At 74.3% G+C, this 15,411-nt stretch carries 11 protein-coding genes; 7 read left to right on the forward strand and 4 right to left on the reverse strand.

Annotated elements, in window-relative coordinates; genetic code table 11:
• Nucleotides 1-745 precede the first annotated feature (745 nt).
• From CLV37_RS24270 to CLV37_RS24295, 7 genes are all read left to right on the forward strand, one after another.
• Nucleotides 746-1,594, forward strand: a complete 849-nt coding sequence (locus tag CLV37_RS24270) for an alpha/beta fold hydrolase (RefSeq protein ID WP_245885788.1) — start codon at nt 746-748, stop codon at nt 1,592-1,594.
• Nucleotides 1,591-3,321, forward strand: coding sequence for a sensor domain-containing protein (locus tag CLV37_RS24275; RefSeq protein WP_245885803.1), 1,731 nt, complete (start codon nt 1,591-1,593; stop codon nt 3,319-3,321). Before CLV37_RS24270 ends, CLV37_RS24275 begins: the two co-directional genes overlap by 4 nt.
• Before the next feature lie 96 nt (nt 3,322-3,417).
• Nucleotides 3,418-4,965 carry a TIGR02677 family protein gene (locus CLV37_RS24280; protein WP_106215332.1) on the forward strand — a complete coding sequence of 516 codons (1,548 nt, stop codon included), beginning with the start codon at nt 3,418-3,420 and terminating at the stop codon, nt 4,963-4,965.
• Complete coding sequence (locus CLV37_RS24285; protein WP_211298922.1) at nt 4,962-6,155, forward strand: TIGR02678 family protein; 1,194 nt, start codon at nt 4,962-4,964, stop codon at nt 6,153-6,155. The genes CLV37_RS24280 and CLV37_RS24285 overlap by 4 nt, the downstream gene beginning before the upstream one ends.
• A gap of 53 nt (nt 6,156-6,208) precedes the next feature.
• Nucleotides 6,209-9,847: a TIGR02680 family protein gene (locus tag CLV37_RS24290; RefSeq protein ID WP_211298923.1), complete on the forward strand. Its 3,639-nt coding sequence runs from the start codon at nt 6,209-6,211 to the stop codon at nt 9,845-9,847.
• A complete protein-coding gene (locus tag CLV37_RS28215) occupies nt 9,789-10,235 on the forward strand; it encodes an SbcC/MukB-like Walker B domain-containing protein (RefSeq protein WP_211298924.1) in 447 nt (148 codons plus the stop codon). Before CLV37_RS24290 ends, CLV37_RS28215 begins: the two co-directional genes overlap by 59 nt.
• Nucleotides 10,232-11,485, forward strand: a complete 1,254-nt coding sequence (locus CLV37_RS24295) for a TIGR02679 family protein (protein ID WP_170127478.1) — start codon at nt 10,232-10,234, stop codon at nt 11,483-11,485. The genes CLV37_RS28215 and CLV37_RS24295 overlap by 4 nt, the downstream gene beginning before the upstream one ends.
• Here the strand turns inward: CLV37_RS24295 and CLV37_RS24300 are convergent.
• From CLV37_RS24300 to CLV37_RS24315, 4 genes are all read right to left on the reverse strand, one after another.
• Complete coding sequence (locus CLV37_RS24300; RefSeq protein WP_106215334.1) at nt 11,442-12,272, reverse strand: hypothetical protein; 831 nt, start codon at nt 12,270-12,272, stop codon at nt 11,442-11,444. The two genes, CLV37_RS24295 and CLV37_RS24300, sit on opposite strands and share 44 nt — an antisense overlap.
• 74 nt (nt 12,273-12,346) lie before the next feature.
• Nucleotides 12,347-13,111: a DeoR/GlpR family DNA-binding transcription regulator gene (locus CLV37_RS24305; RefSeq protein ID WP_106215335.1), complete on the reverse strand. Its 765-nt coding sequence runs from the start codon at nt 13,109-13,111 to the stop codon at nt 12,347-12,349.
• 11 nt (nt 13,112-13,122) lie between these two features.
• Entirely contained in the window at nt 13,123-14,121 is a 999-nt protein-coding gene (gene pdxA, locus CLV37_RS24310; protein ID WP_106215336.1) for a 4-hydroxythreonine-4-phosphate dehydrogenase PdxA, read from the reverse strand.
• Nucleotides 14,118-15,260: a four-carbon acid sugar kinase family protein gene (locus tag CLV37_RS24315; protein ID WP_211298925.1), complete on the reverse strand. Its 1,143-nt coding sequence runs from the start codon at nt 15,258-15,260 to the stop codon at nt 14,118-14,120. Before CLV37_RS24315 ends, pdxA begins: the two co-directional genes overlap by 4 nt.
• Nucleotides 15,261-15,411: the final 151 nt, after the last annotated feature.

Raw genomic sequence — 15,411 nt, forward strand, 5'->3', positions numbered from 1 at the left:
CGTTCGTCCTGAGCCAGGATCAAACTCTCCGTCGAAAAACCTCGATCGCCGACCACCGAAGCAGCCAAGCAACCTAGATCAATTCACTTCATAGTTGGACCCTTGGACTCGAAACTCCACCCCCCACTGGCGTGAAAGAGGTGAAGGTCAATCCCAAAGGAATCCCCGACCACCAGACACTCAAGGCCCGGTGAGTCATTGGGGGTTAATGCTATGGCATCAACATTTGTCTAGCGCACTGTTGAGTTCTCAAGAACCGGACGCACCCACCCGAGACCGACCCCCATCAAAGAGGGCCACCCGAAGAGGGGCAACTTTCCCACCTTAACCGAGAACCAGGCCACACTTCAACCCAGCCCCACGATCAGGCACCCAGCTCCACCCTTCCGACGCGGACCACCCAAGACCAACTTCCCTCAGGTTTTCCGCCCCGCCGGGGCGACATGAAGAACAGTACGTGCCGTCCGGCGGAAGAGGCAAATCCGCGGCCCATTGGGGCTGACCTACGTTGCAGTGCAACGTCTTCGACGATCCCGACGGGTCCATGACCCCACCAGACGCGCAGCAGCGCGCCAGCCGAGGGGGGCAGGTCTGCTGGCCTGCCCGGGCGGCCGCAGCCGGACCCCCAGTGCGAGTGCGCCGCGCGGGTGGTCCTCTCCCCTCCTGCCTCAAGGAGGCTCCGCCCGCTGCCGACCTCCCCCGGAGCCGGAGAGCCCATGCCGGCTCCCTCACGAAAGGTAAGGTCGTGCTCGTACCCAGCGTCACCGGCGACAGCTCGCTGGCCGCCACCGCGGTGGCGCGTCACCACGTCCAGGTCCACGGGCAGGACAAGGGCCCGATCCTTCTGCTGGTGCATGGCTTCGGCTCCGACCAGCACGCGTGGAACCCGCTGCTCCCGTACTTCACGGACACGCACCGGGTCGTCGTCCTGGACCAGGCCGGAGCGGGAGGTTTCGACGTGGCAGCGTACGACCGCGCGAAGTACTCCGCGCTCGACGGGTACGCGGCCGACCTCGTCGAGGTGTGCGAGGAGCTCGACCTGCGGGACGTCGTCGTCGTGGGCCACAGCGTGAGCTCGATGATCGCGGCCCGGGCGGCGCTGCGCGCACCCGACCGCCTCGCCCGCGTCGTGATGATCGCCCCTTCCGCGCGCTACCTCGACGACCCGGCCGCCGGGTACGACGGGGGCTTCTCCGCCGAGGACATCGACGAGCTGCTCGCGTCGCTGTCGCGCAACTACCTGTCGTGGGCGGCAGGCGTCGGTCCGATGGTCATGGGGAATCCCGAGCGTCCCGAGCTCGGGGAGCAGTGCGCGGCGGCGTTCCAGGCGCTGCACCCGGACAGTGCCCGCGACTTCGCCCGCGCGACCTTCCTCACCGACTCCCGCGACCTGCTGACGACACTCACCCAGCCGACCCTGGTGCTGCAGTGCCGTGACGACGTCCTCGCGCCGGAGACCGCAGTGCGGGAGGTGGCCACGCGGCTGCCGCACGGCACCCTGGTGGAGCTGAAGGCCTCCGGGCACTGCCCGCACCTGAGCGAGCCGGCCGAGACGGCCGCCGCGATCCGCGCCTACCTCGAGAGTGCCCGGTGACCGTACCCGTCCAGATCGACACCTTCGAGCCGCTGTTCCAGCGAGCTCCGTGCGGGTACTTGACGACGAGCGACGACGGCCTGATCACCCGCGTCAACGACACCTTCCTCACCTGGACGGGCCACCGCCGGGAGGACCTGGTGGGCACGGCGTTCGGCCGGTTGCTGCCGGTCGGGGACCGGATCCTGTGGTCGACGCACAGCGCGCCGCAGCTCGGGACCACCGGCTCGGTGAGCGAGGTCGTCGTCGAGGTCGTCGGGGCCGACCGGTCGCGCCGCCCGGCGCTGGTCACCGCCACGCGAGTGCCCGCGCAGGACGACATCGACGCTGAAGTGCGCCTGATCGTCTTCGCCGCACCCGCACGGCGGGCTCACGAGCGGGAATTGACGGCTGCCCTGCGGCGTGCGGAGGAGTCGGAGGCGCGGCGCGCCACGGCGGAGGCCGAGGGGCGTCGCCGGGAACTGCAGGACCCGCTGACGGGTCTCGCGAACCGCGCTGGGCTGGTCCAGCACCTGGAGTCGGCGAGCGACGCGGCGTTGGGGGTGCTCGTCGTGGACCTGGACCACTTCGCCGTCGTCAACGAGAGCCTGGGGGTGAGCGCCGGCGACGAGCTCCTGCGCACGGTCGCCCGCCGGCTCGCGGCCGGGGTCCGCGACGGAGGGCTGCTGGCCCGCGCCTCAGCGGACGAGTTCGTCGTCGTCGCGCCCTGCTCCGACGGCAACGAGGTCCGGGGGTTCGCCGAACGCCTGCTGGCCGAGGTCACCGCCCCGGTCGTCCTGTCCGGTCTGGAGGTCGTCGTCTCGGCCAGCATCGGTGCGGCCCTCGCCGACCCCGGCCCGGGGACAGCGGTGCGGGCCCTGCACGACGCCGGGGTCGCCAGCCAACGCGCGAAAGCACGCGGCCGCGGGCGGGTCGAGGTCCACGACCCCCAGACCACCAGCACCGCCGCCGACCGGCTGCGGCTGCTGGGGGAGCTGCGCCGCGGCATCGCCGAAGGCCAGCTGCGGCTCGTCTTCCAGCCGCAGGTGCGCCTGTCCGACGGCCGCGTCACGGGGGCCGAGGCCCTCGTGCGCTGGCAGCACCCGACCCGCGGACTGCTGCCCCCGGCCGAGTTCATCGACGTCGCCGAGCAGTCGGGGCTGGTGCGCGCGCTCGGCGCGTGGGTGCTCGAAGCGGCCGTGCGGCAGGCGGCCCGCTGGGCGCGCGACCCCCGTGCGGCGACGGTCGACGTGTCGGTGAACCTGTCGGCGCGGCAGCTGACCGACCCCGGGCTCGTGGCCGCGGTCTCCGCCGTGCTGGCCCGCCACCGGCTGCCACCCCACCTGCTCGTGCTCGAGGTCACCGAGACGGCGCTCATCGCCGACCCCGACGCCGCGACGGCCGCCCTGGCGGCGTTGAAGGACCTGGGGGTAGGGGTCTCCGTCGACGACTTCGGGACCGGTTACGCCAGCCTGACGTACCTGCAGCGCTTCCCCGTCGGCGAGCTGAAGATCGACCGGTCCTTCGTCATGGGGCTCGGGCAGTCCGACGGGGACGACGGGATCGTGCGCGCGTGCGTGCAGCTGGCGCACGCCGTGGGGGTGCGCGCCGTCGCCGAGGGTGTCGAGACGGAGGAGCAGCGCAGGGCGCTCGTCGCGATGGGGTGCGACACCGTGCAGGGGTACTTCTTCTCGCGGCCGGTGGACGCGGACGCGTTGCAGGAGTGGGCTCGCGAGCGCCGCGGCTGATCCCGGTCACGCGCCGTGCCCGCAGTCGTCGGCGCGTGGGTCCTCGTCACGCAGGGGCCCGGTGCGTAACCTCGGGGGACCTGGACGGGAGGACCCATGGGCGAGTCGGCCAGACCCTTCGCACACCTGGGCGCGGAGAACGCCGCCACGTACCGTGCAGTCCTGCGCATGTTCGCCGACGCCCGCGACCGCTACGTGTTGCCCCTGCGCCCCGAGGACGTCGTCGAGGACCTCGCCGTGGTCGGGTCCCCGGTCGCGGTGGACGTCGTCGAGAACGCGCTGACGTCGCTCGTCGGCTGGGGGAACCTGCGTGCGGATCCCGACACCGGGCGGGTCACGACGGTGGAGGACTTCCACCGGTCACGCCTGCTCTACCAACTCACCCCCGAGGGTCAGGCGGCCGAACGCGCCGTCCGGCTGTACGAGGAGACGGTCGGGCGCCGGGGCGCCCTGCAGGCGGTGGCGCTGGAGGACGTCGCCGAGCACCTGCGCTCCCTGGTGGTCCTGCTCGCCGCCACGGGCCCACCCGACGCGGCGCGGACGCAGCACCTGCTGACCGCCCTCACGCAGCGGCTGGAGACGCTCGCTGACAACGCCGCGGCGTTCATGTCGTCGATGCAGCGCTCCATCGACCTGCAGGACGCCGACGCGGACGCCTTCGTCGCCTACAAGGACCGGCTCATCGACTACCTGGAACGGTTCCTGTCCGACCTGACCACCACCGGTGCCGAGATCAGCGGTCTCGTGCTGCGCGCCGAGGATCTCGGTGTGCACGCCGCCGTCCAGGCGGTGGCCGAGCGGGAGGCGGCGGACCTGGCGCCCGGCGACGACGACGAGACCCGCGAGCGGGAACGAGAACAGGTCCGGCACGGGTGGGAACAACGCTGGCGCGGTATGCACACGTGGTTCGTCGGCAGCCGGGAGAACCCGAGCCAGAAGGACGTGCTGCGCCGGCGCGGACGCTCCGCCATCCCCCAGTTGCTGCGTGCGGTCAACGTCCTCAACGAGCGACGCTCAGGCCGCTCGGACCGGTCGGCCGACTTCCGCCGGCTCGCCGTCTGGTTCGCTGAGGCACCTGAGGACGCGACACGTCACCGGCTGTGGCACACCGCCTTCGGGCTCAGCGCGTCCCGGCACCTCAGCATCGACGGGGACAGCCTCACCGCCCAGGCCGCGGGCGCACCCCGGATCGTGCCGTGGGCCGAGGCCGAACCGCTGCGCATCAGCCCGCAGTTCCGGCGGACCGGGCACCACGAGCGGCGGGGGCGGCCGGCCCGTGTCCAGGACCGGTCCGCGCAGCGCCGGCACCTCGCTGAACTCGCTGCGCGCGAGCAGGAACGACTGCAGGTGGCACAGACGGAACTGGTCGGCGGGGGTCCCCGCCGGGTGCGGGACCTGCCGCAGTTGTCGTCGACGGCGTTCAGCGTGTTCCTCGGTCTCCTCGGGCACGCGATCGCCGCACGGCGACCCGACGCACTGCAGGCCCCCTGCGAGGCGACGTCGGCGGACGGCTCGCTGCGCGTCCGGCTGACCCCGCTGCCCGGTGCCGACGTCGTGCCGCTGCGGACCGAGGACGGGGTGCTGCACCTGCCGGACGCTCTGGTCGAGATCATCGGCACCGACCCCGGGGTTCGCGCGCCGTGAGTACCGACCTGTCCGGCCGTCTCGCCGCGGACCGGCAGCACGAACGTCGACGCGCGGCACGGGCCCTGCTGCTGCGCCCCCTGCTGCGGCCCACCGGCCGGGACGCCGACACCTTCGTCCTGGTGCGCCGGCACGCCGACTGGTTGCGCCGGTGGTTCGACCTCAACACGGGGTGGCGCCTGCGCGTCGAACCCGAACTGGCCCGCCTGGAGAAGGTGGCCGTCGACGGCGACGACGCGACCCGTCCGCTGCTGGACGCGCAGCGACGCCCCTACTCCCGTCGCCGGTACGTCCTGCTCTGCCTGGCGCTGGCGGTGCTGTCGCGTTCGGAGGCGCAGACCACGCTCGGGGCGCTCGCGGACGAGGTCCTGCTGCAGTTCAGCGACCCCGCGCTCGTCGCGGCCGGGATCGAGTTCCGGCTCGACCACGTCGAGGAACGCCGTGACCTGGTGGCCGTCGTCCGGACGTTGCTGGACCTCGGAGCGCTCTCACGGGTCAGCGGGGACGAGGACGCCTACCTGCGGTCGGTGGGCGACGTCCTGTACGACGTGGACCGGCACGTGCTGGCGAGCCTGCTCACTACGCCGCGCGGACCCTCGACCGTGACCGCCGCGACGGCGGCGGCGCGCATCGACGCGCTCACCGCCGTCCCGCCCCCGCTGAGCGAGGACGCTCGCGCCCGCGCCGTGCGGCACCGCCTCACCCGGCGCCTGCTCGACGATCCCGTCCTCCTGCTCACCGACCTCGACGCCGACGAGCTGGCGTACTTCACGAGCCAGCGGCGGGCCCTGACCGACCGGGTGGAGGAACTGACCGGGCTCGTCGCGGAGGTGCGCGCCGAGGGTGTCGCCATGGTCGACCCGGCCGACGAGCTGACCGACCTGCGGATGCCCGAGGACGGCACCGACGGCCACGTCGCCCTGCTCGTCGCGGAGTTCCTCACCGCCCACGCCCCGGCGGCGGTGTCCGTGGACGACCTCCGCCGGGAGGTCCACCGCCTCGCCGGCCGGCACCGCACCGACTGGCGCAAGGGGTCCGACGAACCCGGACAGGAGATCACCCTGGTCGCGACCGCGCTGGACCGGCTCACGGCGCTGCGGCTCGTCCTGGTCGACCGCGGGTCGGTCACCGCACTGCCTCCCCTGCACCGCTACGCCCTGCGGACGCCGACTCCCCTGGAGGGTTCGTGAACTCCCTGCCGCATCCGGGCCGGACTCGTTGGCAGCCCCTGCGGGTGGGCCTGGTGGACTTCTACCACTACGACGTGGAGGAGTTCTGGTTCCACGACGGGCGGTTGCTGCTGCGCGGCAACAACGGCGCCGGGAAGTCCAAGGTGCTGGCCCTCACCCTGCCGTTTCTGCTCGACGGGGACCTGTCGGCGCACCGGGTCGAACCCGACGGCGACCCCAAGAAGCGCATGGAGTGGAACCTGCTGCTCGACGGCGCCCACGCGACCAGCGAGCGGACGGGGTACACCTGGCTGGAACTGGGACGCCGGACCCCCGAGGGGCTCGAGGAGTTCCGGACCCTGGGGTGCGGGATGAAGGCCGTGAGCGGCCGCGGGATCGCGCGGCGCTGGTTCTTCTCCACGACCGCCCGACTGGGTGAGGGGTTGTCCCTGGTGGACCGCACGGGCACCGCCCTGACGCGCGAACGCCTGATCGACGTCCTGGGCGCGACGGGCAGTGTCCACGACAGCCGGCGGGCCTACCGGCGGCACGTCGACGAGACGTTCTTCCGCTTCGGCGAGGACCGCTACGGAGCCCTCGTCGACCTGCTCGTGCAGCTGCGCCGCCCGCAGCTGACGAAACGTCCCGACGAGGCGGCGTTGTCCGCGGCGCTCACCGAAGCCCTGCCCCCGCTGGACCAGCAGGTCCTCGTCGACGTCGCGGAGGCGTTCCGCAGCCTGGAGGACGACCGCCGGGAGCTCGCGGCCGTTGAGGAGGCCCAGGAGGCCGCTGCGGCGTTCCTGACGCACTACCGCCGGTACGCCCGCGCCGCGGTCAAGCGGCGCACCGGTGACGTCCGGCGCGCGCAGTCCCGGTACGAGGCCGTCGGGCGGGACCTGGCCCGGGCCGACCGCGACCACGACAGCGCCGAGCAGCGCCTGGCCGCCGCCGTGACCGCCCTCACCGACGCGCGCCAGCGGCAGGCGCAGCTGTCGGCGGAGCGGACCACCCTGGCCGGCGATCCCCGGCTGAGTTCTCTCGACGAAGCACGCACGTCGGCGGACCTGACCGGAGCCGCCGCTCGCGACGCCACGGACAACCACCGCCGGGCCCGCGAGCGCGCGGACCGGGCCCGGGCGGTTCGCACCGACCGCGACGACGCCCTGCGGGCCGCGCGGGACGGTTTCGACGCCACCCTGCAGCGCCTGACCGAGGTCGCGGGATCGGCCGGCACCGCCCTGCCCGCACCGCCGGACCCGGGCACCACCGAGGCCACCTCCTTCGTGACGTCCGTGCGGGACGCGGCCGCGCGCAGGCGCCGGGAAGCCGTGCACGTCCGCGACCTGCTGCAGGCGCTGGCCGACGCGCGCACCCGCCGGCGCGCCCGGCAGGCCGACAGCGACCGGGCCCGGGAGGACGCCGACCGGGTCGCCGAGCGGTCGGCGGACGCCGCGCACGCCCTGACCGGGGCGATCGGGGCGCACCTCGTCGCGGCGGCGGACGTCCTCGACCACACCGGCGAGCTCCGCCTGGACGACGTGCAGGGGGTCCTGGAAGACCTGCGGTCCTGGGCACCGACCGTCGAGGGCCCCTCGCCGTTGCAGACCGCCGCGGACGCAGCCGTCACCCGGATCGCGCACGAACTGGCCGCCGCCCGCTCCGAGGCCGCCGCCCGCCGGCGCGACCTCGCGACCCGGGCGCAGGACCTGCGGGCCGAACGGGGACGGTTGCTGGCCGGTGAGGACGCCGCACCGTCCACGGCTGCGACCCGCACCGCGGACCGGGCCGGACGGGCCGGCGCGCCGCTGTGGCGGGTCGTCGACTTCGCCCCCGACGTCCCCGCGCAGGAACGCGCCGGACTGGAGGCGGCGTTGGAGGCGTCCGGGCTGCTGGACGCGTGGCTGTTCCCCGACGCCGCGCCGGCCGCGCCCCCGGGCGACGCCGTCGTCGGCCGGGGAGACCCCTTCCCCGGGCCGTCCCTCGCGGACGTCCTCGTCCCGGCCGTGGACCGCACCGACCCGGCGGCCGACGCGCTGAGCGACGACGCCGTCCGCGCCGCCCTCGCGGGCATCGCCCGCGACGGGAGCGGGCACGCCAGCACCGTCCGCCTCGACGGCACGTTCGCGCTCGGCGTCCTCGCCGGGCGCTGGACGAAACCGGCGGCGCAGTTCATCAGCCGCAGCGCCCGGGACGCCGCCCGACGGGCCCGGCTCGCAGCCCTCGACGTCGAGCTGGACGAGGTGGTGCGCGCAGAACGCGGGCAGCAGGAGCAGCTGGCGGTCCTCGACGAACGGGCCGAGGCTCTGGACGCCGAGCGGCGCCGGCTGCCCGACGACTCCGCCGTGCGCACCGCCCACGCCCGCCGCGCCTCCCTCGCCGCGGACGCCCTGCGTGCCGCCGCCGCGGTCGAGGAGACCGCCGCGGCGCTCGTCACCGCCGGCGCGGCGGTCGAGGACGCGGACACGAGGGTGCGGGACGAGGCCGCCCAGCTGCACCTGGAACCGGACGGGGCCGCGGTGGAGGCCGTGGCCGCGGCCGTCGGCGGTCTGGAGACGGGGGTCGAGCACCTGCGCCTGCGGTGGGAGGTCGTCACCCGGGCCGTGCGGGACCTGCAGCGCGCCGAGGACGACCTCGACGACGCCACCACCGACGCCGCCGACGCCGAGCGCCTGCGCCGGGAGCGGGAACTGGCGTGGACGGTGACGCGGACGAGGCTGGAGACGTTGCAGCGCAGCATCGGCGCCGAGGTCGACGACGTCCAGCACCGCCTGGCGGAGGTGACGGCCGAGCTCGGTCGCACCGTCGACGCCATCGGCGCCGCCGAGGACGCCCGCAGCGCCGCGGACCGGGCGCTGGGCGAGGTCGTGGGCCGCCGGACGCAGCTGCGCGCGGACCTGGGATCGGTCGAGGCCGAACGGGACGCCGCCGTCGCCGACCTGCGCGAGTTCGCCGCCAGCGGGATCGTCGCGGTCACCGGTGCCGGGCTCGACGTGCCCGATCCGTCCACGCCGTGGGCACCCACCCCCGCCGTGGCGTTCGCCCGCGACGCCGACAAGGCGATCACCGAGGACGTGGGCGACAAGGAGTGGCAACGGTTCCAGGACGCGGTGACCACCGAGGTCAAGAACCTCACCGACACCCTCGTCCGGCGTGGGAACACCGCGAGCTGGTCGCTGGTCGCCGACGTCATCGTCGTCGACGTCCGCTACGCCGGGCGGGCCACGACCGTGCACGACCTGCGCGCCGACCTCGACGCCGACGCTGGGGAACGCCGTCGGCTCCTGGACGCCCGCGAACGCGAGGTGCTGGAGAACCACCTCGTCGCCGAGGTCGCCAGCGAGCTGCAGGAACTCATCACCGGCGCCGAACGCCAGGTGGCCGACGTGAACGCCGAACTCGACCGGCGTCCCCTCAGCACGGGGATGCCGGCTGCGGATGCAGTGGCAACCCGTGCCCGACGGACCGGCCGGGTTGGAGGAGGCCCGGCGTCGCCTGCTGCGGCAGAGCGCGGACGCGTGGTCGCAGCAGGACCGCTCCGCCGTCGGAGAGTTCCTGCAGCAGCAGATCCAGGCCGTGCGGCAGGACGGTTCCGCCGGGACGTGGCTGGAGCACCTCACGGCGGCGCTCGACTACCGCAGCTGGCACCGGTTCACCGTGCAGCGGCTGCAGGACGGGCGCTGGCGCCCCTCGGACGGGCCGGCGTCCGGCGGTGAACAGGTCCTGGCCGCCAGCGTCCCGCTGTTCGCGGCGGCCTCGGCGCACTACCGGTCGGCGGGGAACCCCGACGCGCCCCGCATCATCACCCTCGACGAGGCGTTCGCCGGGGTCGACGACACCGCGCGGGCCGACTACCTCGGGTTGCTGGCGCAGTTCGACCTCGACGTCGTCATGACCAGCGAACGGGAGTGGGCCTGCTACCCGCAGGTCCCCGGCATCGGCATCTCGCACCTGTCCCGCGTCGCAGGGGTCGACGCGGTGCTCGTGACCTCGTTCCGCTGGGACGGCCGCACCCGGCACCCCGTGGAGCGGCCCGCCAGCCAGTCCGTCGTCCCCGCGCCGCGGGCGGTCCCGCCGCCGGACCAGGACGGCCTGTTCCCGTGAGCGACGCCCGGCTGCGTGCGCTGCTCGGGTCCACGGACTCGGCGTGGTTGCGGCGTCGGGTGCGCGAGCGCCTCGCGGCGGGCAGACCCGTGACGGGCAGCGTGACCCTGCGCGAACCGTCCACCGCCGAACGCGCGGTGCTGGACGGGCTGCTGGGGCGACGGCCCCGTTCCTCCGGTGCGCTGTCGGTGCGTCTGGAGGAGGTCGACGAGGTGCTGCGCGCCGGAGCGTGGCCCGGTGGGCTCGCCGACGCGGTCGTCCACCTCGACGGGCCGGTGACCGTCCGCGCGGAGCAGGCGGCGGCCGCGGAGTCCGCGTGGGCGTCGTTGCTGGCTCCGCTGGACGAGCAGGCGCTCGCGGGTCCCTGGTGGGCGCCGTGGTGGGCGCCGACCCGGGGTTCGGCGTCGCTGCGGCGAACCCTGAACGGTTCTGCCGCACCGACGGAGCTGATCGCGTCCCTGCGGCGGGTACTGGCGGGACTCCCCTCCGCGGGAGAGGCGTTGGGGACGTTCGCACAACGCACCGCGGGCGACCCGCACGCCCTCGACGGGGGACCGCTGGCCGGGCTGGTGCTCTCCGCGCTCGCCTTCCCCGGTGGTCCCCCGAACGGCGCCGAGGAACGTCGGGCGGTGTGGGCGGGGTCCGGGATCGCGCTCGACGACGTGTCCTCGACGGTTCTCGTGGCCGGTTTCGCCGGGGACGGTTCGCCGACCGGGCGGGCACTGGCCGCGTGGCGGGAGGCGGGGCTGCCGGCGGTCCTCACGTTGCGGCACGTCGTGGCGGGGGTCCCGCCCGCCGGACCGGTGGTGCACGTCTGCGAGAACCCCGTCGTGCTGCGGGCCGCGCTGGACGCGTTCGGAACGACGACGCCGCCGCTGGTGTGCCTGTCGGGGCGACCCAGCGCCGCGGGGACGGTGCTGCTGCGCGGCCTCCTGGCGCAGGGGGTCCGCGTGCGCTACCACGGCGACCTGGACTGGGGCGGTCTGTCGATCGCCGGGTCCGTGCTGGGCCTGGGGGCGCAGCCGTGGCGGCTGGGGGTGGACGACTACCGCGCCGCCGTGCGGCGCGCGGGGCGGCCGTTGCGGGGCACGGCGGTGGCGACGCCGTGGGACGTCGCGTTGGGCGCCGAGGTGGAGCGGGTGGGGTTGGGCGTGGACGAGGAGGCGGTCCTGGACCTGCTGCTGGACGACCTGGCGGGTTCGCGGCTCACGTGCGACGACGCAACGGGTGGTGCGCCGGCAGGTCGGTGAGCGGGATCCGCAGGTCGGACCAGCGCCACCCCAGCCGACGCAACCGGACGTGCTCGTAGACCGTCAGGGCCAGCACCGTCACCGCGCCACCGACCCCCAGCAGGGCCAGGGTGTGCTCGACCCCGACCGATGGTTCCACGGCCTCGCTGACGTTCTCCGCGCCGCTGGCGAGCGCGACGACGAAGGCCAGGATCGACGGCAGCAGCGGGTGGACGTCGCCCGCGCAGAACAGGTGCCGCACCCCGTGTACGAGGACCGCCGCGGCAGCGGCGAGCAGGAACGGCCACACCAGGTACAGGGCGATGCCGCCGCCGAGGAGGACCGGACCGGTGGCCTCGACCAGGGGCGACCCGGGGGGCAGGTCGTCGACCTCCTCCGTCCCCCACAGGACGAGCGTGGGGACCGCGACGACCGCGACGAGCAGAAGGAACGGCCGGACGACCGGAGTCAGCCGGTCCCGGCGCTGACTGCGGTGGCTGCGGAGGGCGACGACGGCGGTGCCGACGAGGAAGACCGGGACGGCGACCAGCGCCTTGAGCGCGAACCCGACGACCGCACCCGTCACCAGGTCCCCCGCCAGGCCGGAGGACACGTCCCGGGAGACGGCGACCGCAACGACCACGCTGGCGTACCCGAGCCAGGACCGCCACGCCTGCAAGCGTTCCACGTGCGGGTCGCCGGGACGGCGTGGACGCATCCAGCGCGAGGCCGTGCGCCAGCATCGGCGGACCGTGCGCAGGTACCAGGCGACGAAGCGGACGGCCAGCTCGACGAGCACCTCGACCACGACGGCTCCTCTCCCGTGTCACTGCCTGTGACGACTGTGGCAGAGGGGTCGGACGCACCGGAGGTGCACCGTCGTCACCGGCTCACGACGACGACCTCGATCCCCCGTTCCCGCAGCGCCTCGACGTGCTCGGCGGGGGCCGTGGCGTCGGTGACCAGCGTCCACGGCAGCGGCAGCCGCACCCAGGCGTGGAACGGGCGCGCGCCGACCTTCGCGCCGTGGGCGAGGACGTGGACACGGTCAGCGCGCCGGGCCATGAGTTCCTTGAGCCGCACCTGCTGCAGGTCCGCCTCGCAGACCTCCCCGTCGGGGGAGATCCCGTCGGTGCCGAGGAACACGGCGTCGGCGCTGACCCGTTCGAGCGCGGCCTCGGTGAGCGGGCCGAGGAAACCCTGGCTCACCGGGCGCAACCGGCCGCCGAGGCACTCCACGGTGACGCCGTCGGCGTCGGTGAGTTCTTCGATCACGGTGAGGCTCGCGGTGACGACCGTCAGCCCGCGCGCGCCGCGCAGGGCGGTGGCGAGCGCGCCGACGGTGGAGCCCACGTCGAGCAGGACGGTGTCGCCGTCGGCGACCTGCGCGGCGGCCCAGCGGGCGATGGAGGCCTTGGCAGCGTGGGCCTCACCGGTGCGTTGCCGCAGCGTGGGTTCGCCGTGCTCGCCGAGGGCGATGGCCCCGCCGTAGGTGCGGGCGATGCGGCCCTCGGTGGTGAGGGCCGCGAGGTCGCGGCGGATCGTGGAGGCGGACACGCCGAACCGGGTGGCGAGGGCGTCGACGTTCGCGAGGCCGTCGGCGCGGGCGAGGTCGACGATGGTCGCGCGGCGGGTCTCGGAGGACACGGGAGTTCTCGTCAGCCCGCGTCGGGGCGGGGGGCGACCTCGATGGCCTGCCGCATCGCCTCGACCATGCTGCGGGTGTCGACGGTGCCGGTGCCGGCGATGTCGAAGGCCGTGCCGTGGTCGACGGACGTGCGGATCACCGGCAGGCCGACGGTGATGTTCACGCCCGCCTCGATGCCGAGGACCTTCACCGGGCCGTGGCCCTGGTCGTGGTACATCGCGACGACGAGGTCGTAGTCGCCGCGGGCGGCGAGGAAGAACAGCGTGTCGGCGGCGAGCGGTCCACGGGCGTCGATCCCGTCGGCCTGGACGGCGTCGATCGCGGGGCTGATCTTCTCGGCCTCCTCGCCGTACCCGAACAACCCGCCCTCCCCCGCGTGCGGGTTGATCGCACACACCCCGATCCTCGGGTCCGGGTTGCCCGCGGCGACGAGGGCGGCGTGCCCGCGGCGGACGGTGCGCTCGACGAGACCGGGTTCGATCTTCGCGATGGCGTCGAGGAGGCCGATGTGGGTGGTGACGTGGATGACCTTGAGGGTGGGCGTCGACAACATCATCGACACTTCGGGGGTTCCGGTGAGGTCGGCGAGCAGTTCGGTGTGGCCGGGGTAGACGTGCCCGCCGAGGTGCAGGGCCTCCTTGTTGAGGGGAGCGGTGCAGATGGCCTGGACCTCCCCACGCAGCGCCATCTCGCTGGCGACCCGGACGTAGTGGTAGGCCGCGTCGCCCGCAACGGCGGACAACTCCCCCCAAGGCAGGTCCCCAGGGAGCAGACCGAGGTCGACGACGTTGATCCGGTCGGGCTGGAACTCGGCGACGCTCCCGATCGCGACGATGTCGGCCTCGACATTCAGAACCTTCGCGGCCTGGTGCAGTCGGCGCGCGTCGCCGACGACGACGGGGCGTGAGTTCCGGGTGATCCCCTCGTCGAGGAGGGCGGCGACGACGATCTCGGGGCCGACGCCGGCGCCGTCGCCCATTGTGACGGCGATGGCGGGGGTGCTGCTCATGGTGTGCCTCTCAGGAGGTCGGGGTTCAGCGCACGGACGATGGTGAGCAGGCTGTCCGGGCCGCCGAAGCTGCCCGGCCGGGTGACGACGTGGCGGCCGTCGGGGGTCTCGGAGCGGACGGCGCCGTGCTCGATCTGCCCGACGATGCGCAGGGACGGCACGCCGAGCGCGTCGAGGACCTGGCGGGCGGTCTCCCCGCCGGTGAGGACGAGGTCGGCGGGGCCGACGGCGTCGGCGACGACCCGGCCCAGGGCGCGGGACAGCGAGCGCCCCTCGGCCCGGCCGGTGAGGCGGACGACGGTCAGGGGGTTCCGGGTGGCCTTCGTCAGGTGGGCAGCGGCGGTTCCGTCGAGGACGTCGGCGCAGGGCAGGTCGACGACGGAGGCACCGGCGCGTTCGAGTTCCCGGAGTTGCTGCTGGGCGACGGGTTCGGCGGTGCCGACGACCACGACGACGTTCCGCGTGTCCCGCGGGGGTTCGGGTGGCCCGGGGGTCCCGGCGGGCAGGGCGCGGGCGACCGCGGCGACGAGGGCCGCCGAGCCAGCGAGGGCGCAGCCGGGGGCGGCGGTGACGAGGCGGTCGAGGTCGTCGTCGGTCTCGGCGTCGCAGATGACGACGGTGCCGTCGTCGACGCGCGCGAGGTGGGCGCGGAGCTCCACGGACCGGACCAGGGCGAGGGGCAGCACGGTGGTCGGGACGCCGGGGAGGGCGTCGGCGACGGTGTCCGGGGCGGGGCGGTCCTCGATCACCCACGCGGCCGTCGTCGCCAGGGGGCGGCCCTCGACAAGGAGGCGGCCCTCGCGGACGGTGCGGCCGGCGACGGGGAGGGCGGGGGCGAGCAGGACCGTCTTCCGTGCTGCGCGGACGCCGGGGACGAGGTTGCCGCGCAGCAGGCTGTCGACCTTGGTGACGACGGTCCGGCCCTGGTGTCGGTGGAGGACCTCGGTGAGGCGGTGCCCGACGTCGGCGGCGGGCAGGTGGCGGGAGTGCAGGTCGACGACGGCGTCCCCGGGCGGGGCGGGAGCGGGCCAGAGGGCGACGTGGACGGGGCCGTGCCTGCGCGAACCGCGCACGCGGAGGGCGGCAGCGGACTCAGCGGCGCCGGAGAGGTCGTCGGCCAGGACGAGGAGTTCGGTCACCGTGCCTCCTCGTCGATGCTGCTGCGCCTCTTCCACGTGGGTGGGCAGCGGTCGGCTGACCACGCTAGTCATCGTGCGCGAACTGCGCAACGATGCGCAGACTGATCACGCCTCTTGCTTGCCCGACGACCGCGTCGCGTGGTGCGGTGTG

This window comes from Kineococcus rhizosphaerae (assembly GCF_003002055.1).
In the GTDB taxonomy this organism is placed as follows: domain Bacteria; phylum Actinomycetota; class Actinomycetes; order Actinomycetales; family Kineococcaceae; genus Kineococcus; species Kineococcus rhizosphaerae.

Coding starts and splice junctions, on each gene's coding strand:
- CLV37_RS24280 (WP_106215332.1), top strand. CDS start 3,418: ATGGGCGAGTCGGCCAGACCCTTCGCACACCTGGGCGCGGAGAACGCC.
- pdxA (WP_106215336.1), bottom strand. CDS start 14,121: ATGAGCAGCACCCCCGCCATCGCCGTCACAATGGGCGACGGCGCCGGC.